This window comes from Rhodococcus sp. NPDC060086, assembly GCF_042730275.1.
Classification (GTDB): Bacteria; Actinomycetota; Actinomycetes; order Mycobacteriales; family Mycobacteriaceae; genus Rhodococcus.
Window position 1 is genome coordinate 1 of record NZ_JBHWWZ010000079.1, and the last position, 16,760, is coordinate 16,760.

Sequence of the window (16,760 nt, forward strand, 5' to 3'; positions counted from 1 at the left end):
GCGATTCGGGTGCCGGCCCTGCCGGTGAGAATACCGGTGTCAGATGACGTTGACGCCGGTGGCCTGCGGGCCCTTCTGGCCCTGGCCGATCTCGAAGCTCACGCGCTGGTTCTCCTCGAGGGTGCGGAAGCCGCGGCCCTGGATCTCGGAGAAGTGCACGAAGACGTCAGCCGAACCGTCGGCCGGAGCGATGAAGCCGAAGCCCTTTTCGCCGTTGAACCACTTCACAGTACCTTCAGCCATTTTGCTGTTCCTTCACTTGCAGGCAGGAGGCACGTTTGCCGTCCTGTCTCGTCGGAAGTCGGTATCGACTTCCGGGTCTGTCACTCGACGGCTGAAACGATTCCGCAGTGGTATCGCATCCGCTCGCAACTAGAAATGTGCGAGGGTTAACCACAAACACACTACCTAACGACCAGGTTCTAGTTAAGCACACATCGAGTCTCGATGCCACCACAAGGTGACTCACACCTCAGTTGCGATCGACGCGAGGCGGACGAACGTGGCCGCATCGAGCCGCTCCCCCCTCGTCGAGGGCTCGATACCTGCTGCGACCAAGCGACGTTCGGCTTCTGCGGGCGATCCCGCCCAGCTACTCAACGCGGCACGCAATGTCTTACGACGTTGAGCGAATGCGGCATCCACCACCGCGAACACAGTCTTACGATGGCCCGGATCGGTGGGCCACGGCGGATTTTCGTAGCGGTCGATGCGCACGAGGCCCGACTCGACCTGCGGCACAGGCCAGAACACCGAACGCCCCACCGAACCTGCGCGACGAACGTCACCGAAGAATCGGGCTTTCACGCTCGGTACGCCGTAGACCTTGCTACCCGGTTGCGCTGCAAGGCGATCGGCCACCTCGAGTTGCACCATCACCAGAGCGGTGCGCAGCGAGGGGATCTCGGCGAACAGGTGCAACAGCACCGGGACCGCCACGTTGTAGGGAAGATTCGCGACCAGCGCAGTCGGCTGTGACGGAAGATCGGCGACCGACACCTTCATCGCATCCATGGGCACGACGTCGAGGCGATCGGCGAGCTGCGGGGCACGCGCAGCAACCGTCGAGGGCAGTCGCTCGGCCAGCCTGGGGTCGATCTCCACCGCGACCACACGGTCGACGACGTCGAGCAGGGCCAGGCTCAGCGACCCGAGCCCGGGCCCGACCTCGAGCACCACGTCTTCGGGGCCGACGCCTGCGGCCGACACGATGCGTCGCACCGTGTTGGCGTCATGCACGAAATTCTGACCGAGCTGCTTCGTCGGACGCACCCCGAACTCCTCCGCGAGAGTCCGGACCTCTGCGGGTCCGAGCAACGCGGCGAGGCCGCGCGGAGAAGCCGGGGTGGCGTCTGAATCATCTGCTTGCACGAGGCGAACCTAGCGCACCGGAGAGAGTGGCATGCCGTCCTAACGCAGGCCGAGCTTGCTGGTGCAGGACGGCCATGCGCCCCAGCCCTGCGTGGCCTGAACCTTCTCGGCGACCGCGATCTGCTGTTCGCGGGTGGCCATGTCGGCGCGCGGCGCGTACTGGGTGCCGCCGAATCCGGCCCAGGTCTGCTGCGTGAACTGCAGGCCTCCGTAGAAGCCGTTGCCCGTGTTGATGGCCCAGTTTCCGGTGGCCTCGCACTGCGCGAGAGCATCCCAGGTGGAGCCGCGGCCGGAGGCGGGCACGGCGGGCGCAGGCTTGGTGCCGACGCGCACGATCGCGGGCTGCGGCTCGGTCACCATGTGCGACGCGGTCTCGGTGCGACCGACCTCGACACCGTTGACGGTGTGGACGTCGAAGGTGACGGAACGCTCACCGGGAGCACCCGGGTGGTCGAGCGCGGTCTCGCCTTCGTTCATGTTCGGATCGTCGATGCGGTTCTCCGGTGCGCCGACGGGAAGCGTCTCGGTGCGGCTCTCGACGCGGTCGCGGGTCACGACGACCTCCATGCCCTCTTCGAGCTTCGCGTCGCGGGGCAGATTCACGCTGTCGGCCTGTTCGAGGGCGACGTTGTGCACCTCGAGGAAGTCGTCCACGGTGGGCGCCGCGACGCGCACGGGTGCAGCGGGTGCACCGTTGTCGGCGAAGTGCACGGTCTTGGGGTTGACGACCTCGAGCTCGGCGCCGTCGAGCGGCAGGCGATGTGAACGCGATGCCGAGACGTAGACGTCCTCACCCAGCTGGAACTGTGCGAGAGCTTCGTCGACGGTGAGTGCGGTGGTCCACACGCTGCGCTGCTCACCATCGACGGTGAGCTCGACCTCGCGGGCCTGACGCAGCACGATGGTGTCTCCGTCGGACACCGCGGAATCGACGGCAGGCGCAACGACGTCGTGTTCCTTCACCTCGTAACCGGCAGCGGCAAGGATGTCGCCGACGTTCGAGCTCATCGTGCCGAAAGCGCGATGCTCTCCGTCGATGTCGAGCGTGACGTCCTTGTGCTGGACGAGTGCGGTGATCCCGCCGGCTCCGAGGGTCACGAACAATGCCGCAACGACAGCGAAGAACACCGGCGATTTGATTCGATTGATCTTGATGAAGGGTGACACAACAATTCCAGACAGACGACGACTGTGATCACGGCACGGTAACGAACGTGAATTGATATGGCAACCAGACTTCATCTACCAGGAACTATCCATGTAACCGTTAGGTGATAAATCAATATTTCAGATCACAAAACGGGTTGATACAAAACCGCTGCAAGCGCCCGACTCTCGTATAATGTGGCCGGGATTACATTTCCTTCGAAGTGAATAACTTTCCGGTCGTCACCTGTACAGCCGTCGATTTTTCGGTCGGCAACCCGGCCCGGACGAGCTCCGACAACGCGAAGGGCGCACCGCCGGCGATCGTGTGATCACCCGCGATGCGCCCTTCGACGCGGCGTTCCGAGATCGGTTACGCAGCGCTGAGAGCCGGATCCTTCTGCGCGAGGAACGACAGCTTCGGCGCAAGGAGGCGGTCGACGCTGAATCGTCCTGCACCCACTGCAGCCAGGAGCAGAGCGCCGAGGCCGAGTGCGGTGACGAGCTCGAAGCCGCCGTCGGTCACATACACGCCGTTACCGACGTGGGCGATGAAGAAAGCGCCGGTCATGACGAGGAACAGCAGGACACCGAAGATCGGCGTGAGCACACCGAGGATCAGCGCGATTCCGCCGAGCGTCTCGATCCAGGTCGCAACGAACGCGCTCACAGAAGGAGCGGGTGCGCCCATGCCCTCGAAGCCGGCGGTGGTGCCCGACTGACCCCACACCGTGAGCTTCTGCAGACCGTGGGTCAGGAAGATGATGCCGAGACCGAGACGTGCGATCAGGATGCCGATGTCGCGAACGAGTGGATTGTTCATGGAGATGACCCTTCGGTTGCGAGGCCGAAAGGCCCCTTCTAGTTGACAACGCAACCAAAAGTAGCAGCCAATGGTTGTAGGTTCAACCTTCCGGAGCGCATGTAGGCAGGGTCACTGGGGTCGCGATCCCGAGAACGCCTCGCCGAGCAACCTGCGCACGCCCACGTAGGTCACCTCCCTCGGGTTCGGATACGTCCGCTCCGTCGCCCGCCGCGCGGCGTCGTCGAGGTCGTCCTCACGCATCCCGAGATCCGCCAGCGCGCTCGGGCCTCCCGCAGAAACGATGAGGTCGTATACACCGGCGGGCGCCGAGTCCACCTCGAGCGCATCAGCGATCCGGGCCATCACCCCTGGGACCGACGGGGCGTTGTAGGCCATGACGTGCGGCAGCATCACGGTGTGCGTGGCGGCGTGCGGAAGATCGAACGACCCCCCGAGGACGTGACACAGCTTGTGATGCAGGGCCATCCCCACCGACCCGAGGCACACCCCCGACAGCCACGCCGCGAGCAGCAGATCGGAGCGGCCCTCGAGATCCGCACCGTCCACTCCGAGTGCGGGAAGACCCCGGCCGATCGAGGCGATCGCCTGCAGCCCGAGGGCGTCGACGATGGGATTGGCGTGCTCTGCGTACAACGCCTCCACCGCGTGCGCCAGCGCATTGACCGCACTGGTCACGGCCATCGGGACGGGCAGTCCTGCACTGAACTCGACGTCGTAGATCACCGTCTCCGGCAGGATGTCGGGCGACGACCGCGTGGTCTTCACTCCGTCGGCCGTCTCGCCGAGGGTGGGTGTGACCTCCGAGCCCGCGTACGTCGTCGGCAGGATCACCTGGTCGATCCCGGTCCGGACGGCCAGCGCCTTCGCCAGACCCGTGGTCGATCCGCCGCCGACCGCGACGACCGCGTCCGCTTCGTGTTCGGTGACGTACTTCAGGACACGCTCGGTCACCGAGACGGGCGTGTGCATCACCGCACCGTCGAATCGGGCCACCTGCAACGACCCGAGCGCACGTTCGACGAGATCCGACTGAGGACGCACATGTTGGCCACCGAGCAGCAACACGCGCGATCTACCGAGTCGGCGTACCTCGTCGCCGACCTGCGACGCGGTGCCCGTACCGAAGATCACCCGAGCCGGTTGTGCCGTGTAGACGAAGTTGTGCATGCGCCCACGGTCTCACGTCCGAGTGGTCGATGTGAGACCTGTTCACGAAAGTCCGTACACCCGTTTGGCATTCGTGGTGGTTGCCGCGGCGAGTTCGAGCGCGTCGTCGCCGCGCACCTCCGCGAGGGCACGCACCGTGTAGGGCAGACAGTACGACTCGTTGGGCGCACCCCGGAACGGATGCGGTGTCAGGAACGGCGCGTCGGTCTCGACGAGGACCAGCTCGCGCGGCACGAGGGGCGCGGCCTCACGCAACGCCTTGGCGTTCTTGAAACTGACGGTGCCCGAGAAACTCAAGTGGTAGCCGGCGTCGACGCAGGCCCGCGCCATCTCGGGACCCGAGGAGAAGCAGTGGAAGATCACCGTCTCGGGTGCACCCTCGTCCTGCAGCACCCGCAGCAGGTCGTCGTCGGCCTCCCGGTTGTGGATCATCAGCGGTTTACCGAGCCGCTTCGCGAGATCGATGTGCCACCGGAAGCCTTCTTCCTGCTCGGCCGGTTCGGCGCAGCCGTCGAGCTTGCCCGGCCAGTACAGATCGAGGCCGGTCTCCCCCACCGCGACACACCGCGGGTCTGCGGCGAGTCGCTCGATCTCGGCGCGCGTCGCATCGTCGAGGCTGTTCGCGCGCGTCGGATGGATTGCCACGGCCGCGAACACCCGTGGATCCCAGTGCGCGGCCCGCACCGCGAACCGCGCCGCGTCGAGGTCGTCGGCGACGGTGACCACGCGACCGACACCCACCGCAGCGGCCCGGTCCACGATCGCAGCGGTGGTCGCGGCATCTGTTGCGCCGCACGCATCGAGGTGGGTATGGGCATCGACGAGGGGTGCCAGCGGTTCCGGGGCTTCGGGGGCAGGACGGCTTTTACTCACGCCCTATAAAGTAGTGGCCATCATGACTGTCGCCGATCCCACCCACCCGCCGTGCGCCGATCCCACCCACCCCCCGTTCGCCGATCCCAGCCGCCCGCCGTACTACGTGACCACTGCGATTGCGTACCCCAACGGGGTCCCGCACATCGGGCACGCGTACGAGTACATCTCCACCGACGCCCTCGCGCGATTCAAGCGCCTCGACGGCTTCGACGTCCGCTTCCTCACCGGCACCGACGAGCACGGCTTGAAGATGCAGCAGACGGCGACCAAGGAGGGCATTTCCGTCACGGAACTGGCGGCGCGCAACTCCGACGTGTTCGAGGCCTTGGACAAGGCCCTCAACGTGTCGTACGACCGGTTCATCCGTACCACCGACGACGATCACCTCGAGGCGAGCAAAGCCATCTGGCAGCGCATGGTCGACAACGGCGACATCTACCTCGACACCTACGCGGGCTGGTATTCGGTGCGCGACGAGGCGTTCTACACCGAGGCCGAGACCACCCTGCAGGACGACGGGTCGCGCCTGTCCACCGACACGGGCACACCGGTCGAGTGGACCGAGGAATCGACGTACTTCTTCCGGTTGTCCACCTACCAGGACAAGCTCCTGGAGCTGTACGACGAGCATCCCGAGTTCATCGCCCCCGCGACACGGCGCAACGAGATCGTCAGCTTCGTCTCCGGCGGGCTCAAGGACCTGTCGATCTCCCGCACCACCTTCGACTGGGGTGTTCCCGTCCCCGACCATCCCGATCACGTGATGTACGTGTGGGTCGACGCGCTGACGAACTATCTCACCGGCGCCGGTTTCCCCGATACCGAATCCGAGTCGTACAAGCGGTTCTGGCCGGCCGATCTGCACATCATCGGCAAGGACATCACCCGCTTCCACACCGTGTACTGGCCGGCGTTCCTCATGTCGGCCGGTCTCGAACTGCCCAAGCGGGTGTTCGTGCACGGGTTCCTGTTCAACAAGGGCGAGAAGATGTCGAAGTCGGTCGGCAACGTCGTCGACCCGATCGAGATGGTCGACAAGTACGGCCTCGATCCGCTGCGCTTCTTCCTGCTCCGCGAGATCTCGTACGGCCAGGACGGCAGCTACAGCCACGAGGCCATCGTCACCCGCATCAACGCCGACCTCGCCAACGACCTGGGCAACCTCGCGCAGCGGTCGCTGACGATGGTCGCGAAGAACCTCGACGGGCAGGTTCCGACGCCGGGTGAGTTCACCGCCGACGACGAGGCGATGCTCGCGCAGGCCCACGCACTGCTCGACAAGGTCCGCGCCGAGTTCGACGAACAGCAGATCCACCTCGGACTCGAGACGATCTGGCATGTGCTCGGCGAGACCAACCGGTACTTCTCGGCGCAGGAGCCGTGGGTGCTGCGCAAAACCGATCCGACGCGGATGGCCACGGTGCTGTACGTGACGCTCGAGGTCGTGCGCGTCGTGGGCATCCTGGTCCAGCCGGTGATGCCGGACGCGGGCACCAAGATCCTCGACCTGCTCGGCCAGGGTCCGGAGGCCCGGCAGTTCTCCGACATCGCGACGCGGGTCGTGCCGGGTACCGCACTGCCTGCGCCGTCACCGGTGTTCCCGCGCTTCGTCGACGAGGAATAGTCGGGCACCGTGTAGTAGAGAACCGCCTTCGGAGTCCGGGTAGTGGAGAGCCGTTCACCGACAGGCGGGCCCGGACGATGGTCAGAGACTGCGCGATACCGCCACCGCCGAGCTCCCGATCGACAACGAAGACGCAGTTGACGAGGTCGACACCGAAGGCGACATGATCGAGGTCAGCGCTGTTGACGCCGCCGACCACAGGTAAGGAGCGCTGTACCCATGATCACCATCGCTGACCTGGCCAGCGCCGTCTACTCCTCGGGAAAGGTGTTCGACGGCCTCGCTACTGGTCGCCTCGACACCGAGAACTTCCTGCGCTCAGGCAGCCTGGCCGGCGTCTCCTCTCGCGCCGACCTCGCACTGCTCGAGGACCTCCGCGACGTCGCGCAGTTCATCATCGACCGCCACGATCAACCGATCGACGCCTCATATGTCCGCGCGATCAACGCGCAGATCACTCGCAGTGGTGCGCTGCATCCCGGGCAACTACGCACCGAGGACCAGCAGATCGGCGTCGATACTCGCTACGGCAGACACACGCCGCCCGCGTTGACCGAGAGCGGGCTGCAGCAGCTGATCGGCTCGCTGACCTGCGAGGACGTCACCGAGGCCGCGCTGGATCTGTTCGTGGGACTCGCCAAAGCTCAACCGTTCGAGGACGGAAACAAGCGTACAGCGTTGTTCGTCGCGAACAGTCTGCTCATCGGCCACGGCCGGATGCTCGTTGTGCCGGTCGACGACCAGGATCCCCAGCTGTCCGATACCTTCAACGACCTCCTCGCCAAGGCATACATCCGCGACGAGCATGACGCCGTGAAGGATCTGCTGCGCACTCACGGCCTCACCGAGCTCCCGCACTGAGTCCGGGCCGCATCGTGAGGCGGCCCGGACTCCGTCGTTTCGGCAGGTGACAGACTCCGGCAGGAACTTGTCGGTGCCTTGCGCCACACTCCTCACATGCCGACCAATGGAACATACATTCGAACCGATGAGGTGCGCGCCGAGATTCTGCTCGACGAGCTGAACGGCGCCTACGAGCGTGGCTGGCAGCCCGCCGACGTACTCCACATGGCCGCACACTGGGGCGACCCCACCGACGCACCCCTCGCCGCCGCATCCGTGCTGTTCGACGCCCACCGCACCCGCGCGGCCCACCGCGCACCCACCGAATGGTTGCACCAGGTACGCACGATCGGCGACCGCCACCCCGCGATCGCCCGCGTCACCGAACACGACCACTCGTTCGAGGCGGGCCTGTTCCGCGTACTGCCGTACGTGTCGCGGTTCCAGGTCGACGGCCTCGCCTACACCTGGAAATACCTCCCACGCTTCACCCACCTGACCGCGCCTCCGTCGCAGTGGCCTCAGGTGCGCACCGCGCCGGACGGCACGATTCCCGCCGCCCCCGATCCGCGCGTGCTCGAACGTATCCGCGGGTTGCTCTCGAAGGCCGAATCCACCGAGTTTCCCGACGAGGCGGAGGCATTCACCGCCAAGGCCCAAGAGCTGATGACCCGGTACGCGGTGGGTGCGGCCGTGCTCGGCAGCGCGGGGTCCGCCACCGATCCCGTCCGAGGTCGGCGTCTCCACCTCGAACGCCCCTACGCGAAGGAAAAAGTACTGCTGCTCACCGCCATCGGCGACGCCAACCGGGTCCGCACGGTGTGGTTCACCCGCGTACAGATCGCGACCATCGTCGGCACCGTCGTCGATCTCGAGCAGGTCGAGATGCTGTTCACGTCGCTACTCGTCCAGAGCGCCCGCGCGATGAACGCTGCCGGAACCGCGGGGCGACGCGGTGGCGGCGCCACGTCCTTCCGTCGCGCCTTCCTCACCGGTTTCGCGAACCGCATCGGCGAGAGACTCCGCGAGGTGCAGGCCCACGCCACCGCCGAGGCCGCCGCCGACGCGCGGGTACCGATGACCGATCTCGCGCCCATCCTCACCCGGCGTTCCGAAGCGGTCGACGCCGAGTTCCAGCGCCTGTTCCCCACCACTCGGGCCTCGGGTGGTCGCGGTGTCGACGCCGACGGTTTCCACGCCGGACGCGACGCCGCCGAGAGCGCATCGCTCGCGCCGGGCCAGTCGCCGTTGGGCCACTGAGCGTCGTACGCCCAGATCTTCTTTGACGGAGATGTCACATTCTCGGTCCGCGCGGTGTCCCATCGACGACACATCCGACACGTCTGCATTTCGACACGACTGCATTGGGGCGAGAACTATGAACAACACCCGATTCCACGTGGTGGTCATCGGCGCCGGGTACTCCGGCGTCATGGCGACGAACCGACTGCTCGCCGAACACCCCGACGTCGCGGCGACCGTCGTGAATCCGCGATCGATGTTCGTCGAACGAACGCGGCTGCACCAGCATGCGGCCGCGACCGGATCGGCGACACACGACCTCGTCGAACTGCTCCATCCCCGCGCCGAACTGCGTGTGGGCACTGCCCTGCGGATCGACGACGGTACCGTGCTTCTCGCCGACGGATCGACACTGACCTGCGACGCCGCGGTCTACGCGGTCGGGAGCGGCCCCGCCCGGGTGGATGTTCCAGGCGGCGAGCGGGCGCATTCGGTGTCCGACCTCGAATCCGCGGCGGCGCTGCACTCCGCGATCGATGCGTTGCCCGACGGTGCCGCGGTCACCGTCGTCGGCGGCGGGTTCACCGGCATCGAAACCGTCACCGAACTCGCCACCGCGCACCGGGGCCACCGCTTCACGCTCGTCGGCGATCCAGGGCCCGGTCTCCCCGATCGCACCCGCCGGTACCTGCGACGCACCCTCACCGGGTTCGGCATCGAGATCCTGGCGGGCGTGGCCGTCACCGAGATCACCGACGACAGTGTGCAGTTCGACGACGGCACCAAGGCGCTCGCCGACCTCACTGTGTGGGCAGGAGGATTCTCGGTACCCGATCTCGCACGCCGCAGCGGGCTCGACGTCGACGACTCCGGTCGCCTGCACGTCGATGCGACGCTCCGGGCGACGAACCGCAGCAACGTGATCGGGGTGGGCGACGCCGTCACCATCGCGGACCGGCCCTACATCCGGATGAGCTGCCAAGCAGCGATTCCGCTCGGCGTGCACGGCGCAGGCACCGTGTGGGAAGTGCTGCAGGGCCGCGACCCGGCATCCCTGTCGCTGGGATTCGTCGCGCAGTGCATCTCACTGGGACGCGGTCGGGCCGCACTGCAGTTCACCACGGCGGCCGACGCTCCCCGCGCGATGACACTGCGCGGGAGGCCGGCCGCATTCGTCAAGGAGGCCATCCTGCGTGGCACCATCCGGTCCATGCAACGCCAAGCCAGAGGCCACGCCCCGCACGTCATGGAAGGACCCACCTCCGACTTGGTCGCCGCGCAATGAACGACGACGACACGGAGCAGGCCCAGGTGTTCACCGAGCACCGCGGCCTGTTGTTCTCGATCGCCTACGAAATCACGGGCAGTGTCGCCGACAGCGAAGACGTCCTCCAGGACAGCTACCTGCGGTTCGCGAAGGTCGACCCGGGCACCGTCGAGGATCCGCGCGCATACGCGGCCCAGGTCGTGACGCGCCAGGCCCTCAATTCGCTGCGCTCTGCGCAGCGACGACGCGAGGAGTACGTCGGACCGTGGTTGCCCGAACCGCTCCTCACGGCTACGGACGAGCGCGGCACCGATCCGTCTGCGAGAGTCGAACTCGCCGAGTCGGTGTCGATGGCGATGCTCCTGGTCCTCGAAACCTTGAGTCCGCTCGAACGGGCGGTGTTCGTGATGCGCGAAGTCTTCGGATTCGACTACGCGCACATCGCCGACGCCGTCGACCGCACCCAGGCCTCCGTGCGGCAAGTCGCCCACCGCGCCCGCGACCACGTTCAGGAGCGTCGACGGCGGTTCACCCCGGCAAACGAAGAGACCGACCGCGTGGTCGGCGAGTTCTTCGCGGCCGCGATGACCGGCGATCTCGACGGACTGCTCCGGCTGCTCGCACCCGACGCCGTGTACATCGCCGACGGCGGCGGCAAGGTCACCGCGGCCAAGGTGCCGGTCCACGGCGCGCAGAAGGTGGCGCGCCTGTTCTCCGGACTCGCACGCGTGGGACTGCCGGAGATGACGATCGACACCGCGATCGTCAATACCGCTCCCGGCGTGATCGTGTACTCGCGCGGCGTGGTCGACCTCGTATTTCTCTTCGAGATCGTCAACGGCCTGATCACCGGCGTGTACGCGGTCCGCAATCCCGACAAACTGACCCGATTCGGGGCACCGTCCCCGTCGTGACAGGCTTGTCGGATGCGGATGGAACGACTCGGATGCGGAGGCACACCCGCTCAGGTGCTCGATGCTCTCGGCGAGCACGCCCGACGTATCGGTACACCTCCGCCCGCGGCGATCACCGGGTCGTGGTTCGGTGCCGCCGCGGTGATCGCACCGTCGCTCGAAGCCGTTCCGGTAGCGGCTACCGAGGCGTTCGCCTGCCCGGATCGACAGGTCCGGGCAGGCGGCCCACACATCGGCGGCGGGTGGATCGGGTACCTCGCCTACCCGGACACGACCACGACGCAGTCCCCCTCGCTACCCGCCGCGGCAGGCGGCTGGACCGACACGGTCCTTCGTCTCGACCACGACGGATGCTGGTGGTACGAAACACTCTCCGACAGGACATGTCCGGACACGCTGGCCGGTGCAGTGCTCGATCCCGCCGGATCCACCATCGAACCACGCTGGAGCATCGACTGGTCACTGCCGGACCGCGATACCCACCGGCACGGCGTCGAGCAGTGCCTCGATGCCATCCGCGCAGGCGAGGTGTACCAAGCCTGCGTGTGCACCCGCTTCACCGGCACCCACACCGGCGATCCCCTGTCCTTCTTCGCCGACGCGATCACCCGCACGAGCCCGTCCCGCGCCGCGTACCTCGAAGGCCCGTGGGGCGCGGTGGCGTCGCTGTCGCCCGAACTGTTCGTCTCCCGCCACGGCCATCGGCTCGCGTCGAGCCCCATCAAAGGCACCCTCCCGCTGCACCGGGATCCCGGCGACCTACGGGCATCGGTCAAGGATGTCGCCGAGAACATCATGATCGTCGACCTGGTTCGCAACGATCTGGGCCGAGTGGCCGAACCCGGCAGCGTCACCGTGCCCGAACTCCTCGCCGTCCGGCCCGCACCCGGCGTGTGGCATCTTGTCTCGACCGTCACCGCCACCACCCGCCCCGGAGTGTCCGCCCGCGACCTCCTCGACGCTGCCTTCCCACCCGCCTCCGTCACGGGGTGCCCGAAGATCCGGGCCCGTGAACTGCTTCAGCAGTGGGAACCGTCGTCGCGCGGCGTCTACTGCGGCACCGTCGGTATGGCGAGCCCCCTTGCGGGCACCGAACTGAACGTCGCGATCCGCACCGTCGAATTCGGTGCCGACGGAACCTGCGCCCTCGGGGTGGGCGGCGGCATCACCATCGACTCCGACCCAGCCGCCGAATGGCAGGAATGCCTCGACAAAGCAGCGAGCATCCTCTCGCTCAGCACGCCTCGTCACGCGGAAGTGGCAACCCGAACTGCGGCAGGAGTTCCCTGAGCTGCCCCGAGGTCGAGGAGCAGATCCGCTCGACGACCGCCTCGGCGTCCAGACTCCAGGTACGCAACACGCCGTCACCGCCGGCGGCGATCACCGTGCCGTTCGGGTGGAACATCGCCTGCCACCGCCCCACCCCGGTATCGGTGATCGGCCCTCCCACCGCACGCATGGCATCGGGATCCGACACATCCCACAATCGGACCGTGCCGTCGTCGCTGCCGCTGACGACGCGCGAACCATCGGGCGAGACCGACACCGAATACACCGTGCCTGTGTGACCGCGCAGTTTCGTGGCGCGAGCGGTGAAACCTCCCGCCTCGTCGCGATCCCACACGACGACCTGATGATCGTCGCCACCGGTGACGAGAACCGAACTGTCGGGGGCGAACGACACACCGTTGACGCCCGCGGAGTGTCCCTGGGTGACCGGCACGGAACGGGGAGCAGAACGGTCCGTGATGTCCCAGGCGTAGATCCGGCCGTCGGCACTGGTCAGAACGAGGCTGCGCCCATCGGGGCTGATCTCGGCGTGCCGCACCAGGTTGGTCGGGCCCACGAGCGGCGGCCCCCACGGCCTCGGCGCCGCCGGATCGGACAGATCCCACAGCTGCACCGAGTAATCGTCATCGCCCGTGACAAGGGTGGTGCCCTTCGGACCGAACGTGAGGGCCGACGTGAATCGCGTGGTCAGCGCAAGAGGTTCGCCCAGTCGGCGCGGCGACGCGGGGTTCGCGACATCCCACAACTCGACGCTTCCGCCCGACGTGGCCGCCGCCGCGAGGATCGTGCCCGACGGTGACAGTGCACTCACGTAGCCACCGCCGAGGGGGCGCGTGAGCTCCACCTGACCGACGCGCGACCACCCGTCCTCACCGACATGCCACAGCCGGACGACCGCGTCGTAACTTCCGGTGGCCACGAGGTTTCCTGTCCCGTCGGTGACCGGCAAGGTCAACGCGGCCGGAGAGACGAACACGCGGCGGTGCGGCATGGTCCAGATACGCAGGTTCGCGTCCTGCCCCCCGGTGATGATCGTGTCTCCGGTAGGTGTGACCGCCAAGGCAGGCACACCGCCGCCGTGTCCGGTGAGCGCGGGGGTGAGCTCGTCGATCCGCCGCGACTCCGTATCCACCGACCACAACTTCACCGTGCCGTCCCACGACGCACTCACCAAGGTGTGACCGTCGGCAAGGAAAGAGATGGTCCACACGCCGCCGGTGTGAGCTCGTACCGGAGTGCCGAGCTGCTGGGGTGCACGCGGATCCGTCGTGTCGAACAACCACAGCACACCGTCGTCGCTGCTCGCGGCGAGAACTGTGCCGTCCGCGTTGAAACTGACCGAATGCGCGACATCACCGAACCCGGTCAGTGGATCCCCGAGCGCGCTCGGCCGCGCGATGTCGGACACATCCCACAGGCGCACCGTGCGGTCGTCACTGGCGGTGGCAAGGACCGAACCATCGGTGCGGAACGAGACCGTTCGCACACCACCCTCGTGTCCCTGTATCCGCGTGTCGGGGAACCGGCCGGTCTCGGAGGACGAAGTGTCGAGGAGCACGACGGAGCCGTCGTCGTAGGGCACCGCCAGCATCTGCCCGTCCGGGCTGTATCGGACGTTGTGCACAGCCCCCGACCCGAGAACTCGATGGTTGAGCACAGGCCGCGGCGAGGCGCGGTCGGACATGTCCCAGATCCACACGCCCCCGTCGCCACCACCGGCGGCGAGGTAGCGTCCGTCCGGGCTGAACGACACCGACGCCATGTAGTTGGACGAGGACACCAGCGGGTCGCCGATCGAGGAGATGTCCCCGGACAACGACCAGAGGCGCACGGTGCCGTCGTCACTGGCCGAGGCCAACGTCGAACCGTCGGGAGAGATCGCGGTTCCGTAGACCGGCCCCGTATGACCGACGAGGACCCGAGCCAGAGGCACACCCTGCGTGGCGAGGAGTCGCGAGTAGGCCACTTCGCTGTCGCCTTCGAGAGAGGTTGCGGCCAGCGCGAGGTGCGCCGACATCGTCGGATCACCCGAGCGCGTCGAATCCGACAGCGCCACCACCTGCTGGAACTGTGCGGCCTTGCGTTCTTCGTCGGCCCGGTTCTTGCCGACCCACGCCAGACCGCCCATCACGAGGGCGACAATCGTCAGCAGGACCAATCCCGCAAGGGCGCTCCCGCGGAGCCTGCGCTGCCACTCGATCTGACGTCGGGAGGCCCGGAGAAACTCGAGAGCGGCCGGGCTGACCGCGGCGATGGACCGTTCCCCGGCATCTCCACCACCGAAACGCGCACCCTGTTCGGCGAGCAGGTCCAGACGGCCACGCTGATAGAGCATGCCTCTGTTGCGGTCGCTCTCGACCCAGTTCGCTGCGTCGGCCTCGACCTGCTGCCGGGAGGCCGCGAACTGCCGGTCCTCCTGGATCCACGACTTCAGCCGCGGCCACGCCACGATCACTGCATCGTGAATGAGCTCGACGTGTCCCTCGCGGGCGACGAGCACGCGCGCCGACACGAAATGGTCCACTACTCTCGTCGCAGCCGCGCGGTCTTCACTTCCCACCGCCAGGAGCACCGAGAGCGGGCGGGCCATCTTCACATCGGTGCCGGTGTTCGTCACGTAGACGAGGTGGACCATCATCGTCCGCGCGATCTCACGGTCGCCTTCGTCGAGGCTATCCCATGCCCGTTCGGCGCCTGCCGCGATGGAGCCGCGCACGCCTCCTGTCTCCCGATAGCCGGCCACGGTGAGCGCACCACCGGTGCGTTTGTCCCACATCGTGTCGAGCAGATGCGACAGCAGCGGCAACTCCGTGCCGGTGATGTCCCCCGGTGCCAGCACGCCCAGGTCGTGGAGGATCAGGTCGACGAGTCCCGCTTCGAGTCGTACACCCAGCAGCTTGGCCGGGGCAGAAATGACTTCGACCAGATCGTCCCGGTCCAGTGGCTGAACGGCCTTACTACGGCGTTCGAGCGCACGGGCGAGCGCCGGATACGTCACCGCCTGCTCATAGAAGTCGGAACGCATCGTCGCCACGACATGTGCGGGCGCATCCGTATCGTCTGCCGTCGACATGTGTTCGAGCAGTGCCAGGAAATACGTGCGGCGGTCGGGATCATCGCATTGGGTGAACAGATCCTCGAACTGGTCGACCACGACCAGCAGGGTCGACACCGATATCTTCTGGGCTTGGGCGGCGATCGCCTCGTGCACTGCGGTCCGGTCTGCCACCTCATCGCCGGACGGCTCCTCGAGTCCGGCGAGAGTCGGCAAGACTTCCACCAGACGGCTCACGGGATCGGGCCCCGGGGTGAACACCACGGGAGCGCAGTCGCCGCCACCGCACATCAGCGGAATCAGCCCCGCCTGTACGAGCGAGGACTTCCCGACTCCCGACGCGCCGGTCACGATCACCGGCCCTTGACCGTGCGCCGCGACGACGGTGTCGGCGAGCATGCGCATGCTCTTGGTCCGGCCGAAGAACATCCGTGCGTCGTCGGCACGATAAGCAGACAGCCCTTTGTAAGGACGCGTGTCGGCGACCACCGCGGGGGGTTTGTCCGTCGACCGGGCACCACCGGTCTCGCCACGCGCGGCCTTCCACCACGTCTCCCACTGCTTGAGGGAGTAGAGCCCCGGAGCGGGCGGTTCCGTGGTGAGTTCTCGGGCGGAGCGGATCAACACGACCAGGACGGGATGGACCGACTCGAAGCTCGCAGGCACACGCTTACCGCTACGCCAGTCGCTGACGCGCTGCACCGACACGGTGCGGTCGTTTCCCACCGCGCGGGAGATCGCGGACGCACCGGACACCACCTTCTTCAATGCGGGACGACCCGCGGCGGCGAACAGCATGAGGAGCTGGTCCGCGAAGAAGCGCCGATGGTCTGCGCTCTGCGCCGTGCCGCCGTCCGCTCTCACGTTCCGCGCCCTTCCGATTCGCCTTCCGCAGGAGAATCCGCCCGTGAAAGTCCGCTGCGGAAAAATTCCTCACCATGTCCGAGCTGGGATGATACCCGGTCCGCAGTGTTTCAGGATTGGAGCACGTTGCACAACACCGGAAGACTCATCACCACGCAAGGTCAACTTGCACGAAGGACGCGGGCCGTACCGAATGGAACTGATCGAGGGGTAGTTCCTTTCGGCGCGGAGGGCGTCCTGATTCGGGAACGCGACGGCCGGACGATCATCGATCG

13 protein-coding genes are annotated in these 16,760 nt (G+C 66.8%); 6 read left to right on the forward strand and 7 right to left on the reverse strand.

All coding sequences use genetic code 11. From position 1 onward, the window contains the following. Positions 1–39: 39 nt before the first annotated feature. The 6 genes from ACFWB0_RS24735 to ACFWB0_RS24760 form a co-directional block, all read right to left on the reverse strand. The gene (locus ACFWB0_RS24735; RefSeq protein ID WP_054717914.1) at positions 40–243 is read right to left on the reverse strand and encodes a cold-shock protein; all 204 of its coding nucleotides are present in this window, start codon (positions 241–243) and stop codon (positions 40–42) included. A 222-nt stretch (positions 244–465) separates the two neighbouring features. After that, the gene (rsmA, locus tag ACFWB0_RS24740) at positions 466–1,371 is read right to left on the reverse strand and encodes a 16S rRNA (adenine(1518)-N(6)/adenine(1519)-N(6))-dimethyltransferase RsmA (RefSeq protein ID WP_378493040.1); all 906 of its coding nucleotides are present in this window, start codon (positions 1,369–1,371) and stop codon (positions 466–468) included. 39 nt (positions 1,372–1,410) lie between these two features. Then, positions 1,411–2,538, reverse strand: coding sequence for a transglycosylase family protein (locus ACFWB0_RS24745; protein ID WP_378493041.1), 1,128 nt, complete (start codon positions 2,536–2,538; stop codon positions 1,411–1,413). A gap of 352 nt (positions 2,539–2,890) precedes the next feature. Beyond that, the gene (locus ACFWB0_RS24750; RefSeq protein ID WP_378493042.1) at positions 2,891–3,340 is read right to left on the reverse strand and encodes a DoxX family protein; all 450 of its coding nucleotides are present in this window, start codon (positions 3,338–3,340) and stop codon (positions 2,891–2,893) included. Positions 3,341–3,451: 111 nt separating this feature from the next. After that, entirely contained in the window at positions 3,452–4,510 is a 1,059-nt protein-coding gene (locus ACFWB0_RS24755) for a maleylacetate reductase (protein WP_378493043.1), read from the reverse strand. A 42-nt stretch (positions 4,511–4,552) separates the two neighbouring features. After that, a complete protein-coding gene (locus ACFWB0_RS24760; RefSeq protein ID WP_378493044.1) occupies positions 4,553–5,383 on the reverse strand; it encodes a TatD family hydrolase in 831 nt (276 codons plus the stop codon). 22 nt (positions 5,384–5,405) lie between these two features. Between ACFWB0_RS24760 and metG the strand changes: the two genes are divergently transcribed. From metG to ACFWB0_RS24790, 6 genes are all read left to right on the forward strand, one after another. Beyond that, the gene (gene metG, locus ACFWB0_RS24765; RefSeq protein ID WP_378493045.1) at positions 5,406–7,010 is read left to right on the forward strand and encodes a methionine--tRNA ligase; all 1,605 of its coding nucleotides are present in this window, start codon (positions 5,406–5,408) and stop codon (positions 7,008–7,010) included. A gap of 219 nt (positions 7,011–7,229) precedes the next feature. Continuing rightward, positions 7,230–7,871: a Fic family protein gene (locus ACFWB0_RS24770; protein WP_378493046.1), complete on the forward strand. Its 642-nt coding sequence runs from the start codon at positions 7,230–7,232 to the stop codon at positions 7,869–7,871. 96 nt (positions 7,872–7,967) lie between these two features. Then, positions 7,968–9,113, forward strand: a complete 1,146-nt coding sequence (locus tag ACFWB0_RS24775; RefSeq protein WP_378493047.1) for a DUF2786 domain-containing protein — start codon at positions 7,968–7,970, stop codon at positions 9,111–9,113. A 118-nt stretch (positions 9,114–9,231) separates the two neighbouring features. Continuing rightward, positions 9,232–10,380 (forward strand): NAD(P)/FAD-dependent oxidoreductase, encoded by a 1,149-nt coding sequence (locus ACFWB0_RS24780; protein WP_378493048.1) that lies wholly within the window; start codon positions 9,232–9,234, stop codon positions 10,378–10,380. Then, entirely contained in the window at positions 10,377–11,276 is a 900-nt protein-coding gene (locus ACFWB0_RS24785; protein WP_378493049.1) for an RNA polymerase sigma-70 factor, read from the forward strand. The genes ACFWB0_RS24780 and ACFWB0_RS24785 overlap by 4 nt, the downstream gene beginning before the upstream one ends. Before the next feature lie 12 nt (positions 11,277–11,288). Then, positions 11,289–12,566, forward strand: a complete 1,278-nt coding sequence (locus ACFWB0_RS24790; protein WP_378493050.1) for an aminodeoxychorismate synthase component I — start codon at positions 11,289–11,291, stop codon at positions 12,564–12,566. Here ACFWB0_RS24790 and ACFWB0_RS24795 read toward each other — a convergent pair. After that, complete coding sequence (locus ACFWB0_RS24795; protein ID WP_378493051.1) at positions 12,511–16,485, reverse strand: NACHT and WD repeat domain-containing protein; 3,975 nt, start codon at positions 16,483–16,485, stop codon at positions 12,511–12,513. The two genes, ACFWB0_RS24790 and ACFWB0_RS24795, sit on opposite strands and share 56 nt — an antisense overlap. Between the last annotated feature and the right edge of the window lie 275 nt (positions 16,486–16,760).

Coding starts and splice junctions, on each gene's coding strand:
- ACFWB0_RS24735 (WP_054717914.1), bottom strand. CDS start 243: ATGGCTGAAGGTACTGTGAAGTGGTTCAACGGCGAAAAGGGCTTCGGC.
- ACFWB0_RS24750 (WP_378493042.1), bottom strand. CDS start 3,340: ATGAACAATCCACTCGTTCGCGACATCGGCATCCTGATCGCACGTCTC.
- ACFWB0_RS24755 (WP_378493043.1), bottom strand. CDS start 4,510: ATGCACAACTTCGTCTACACGGCACAACCGGCTCGGGTGATCTTCGGT.
- metG (WP_378493045.1), top strand. CDS start 5,406: ATGACTGTCGCCGATCCCACCCACCCGCCGTGCGCCGATCCCACCCAC.
- ACFWB0_RS24770 (WP_378493046.1), top strand. CDS start 7,230: ATGATCACCATCGCTGACCTGGCCAGCGCCGTCTACTCCTCGGGAAAG.
- ACFWB0_RS24775 (WP_378493047.1), top strand. CDS start 7,968: ATGCCGACCAATGGAACATACATTCGAACCGATGAGGTGCGCGCCGAG.
- ACFWB0_RS24780 (WP_378493048.1), top strand. CDS start 9,232: ATGAACAACACCCGATTCCACGTGGTGGTCATCGGCGCCGGGTACTCC.
- ACFWB0_RS24785 (WP_378493049.1), top strand. CDS start 10,377: ATGAACGACGACGACACGGAGCAGGCCCAGGTGTTCACCGAGCACCGC.
- ACFWB0_RS24790 (WP_378493050.1), top strand. CDS start 11,289: ATGCGGATGGAACGACTCGGATGCGGAGGCACACCCGCTCAGGTGCTC.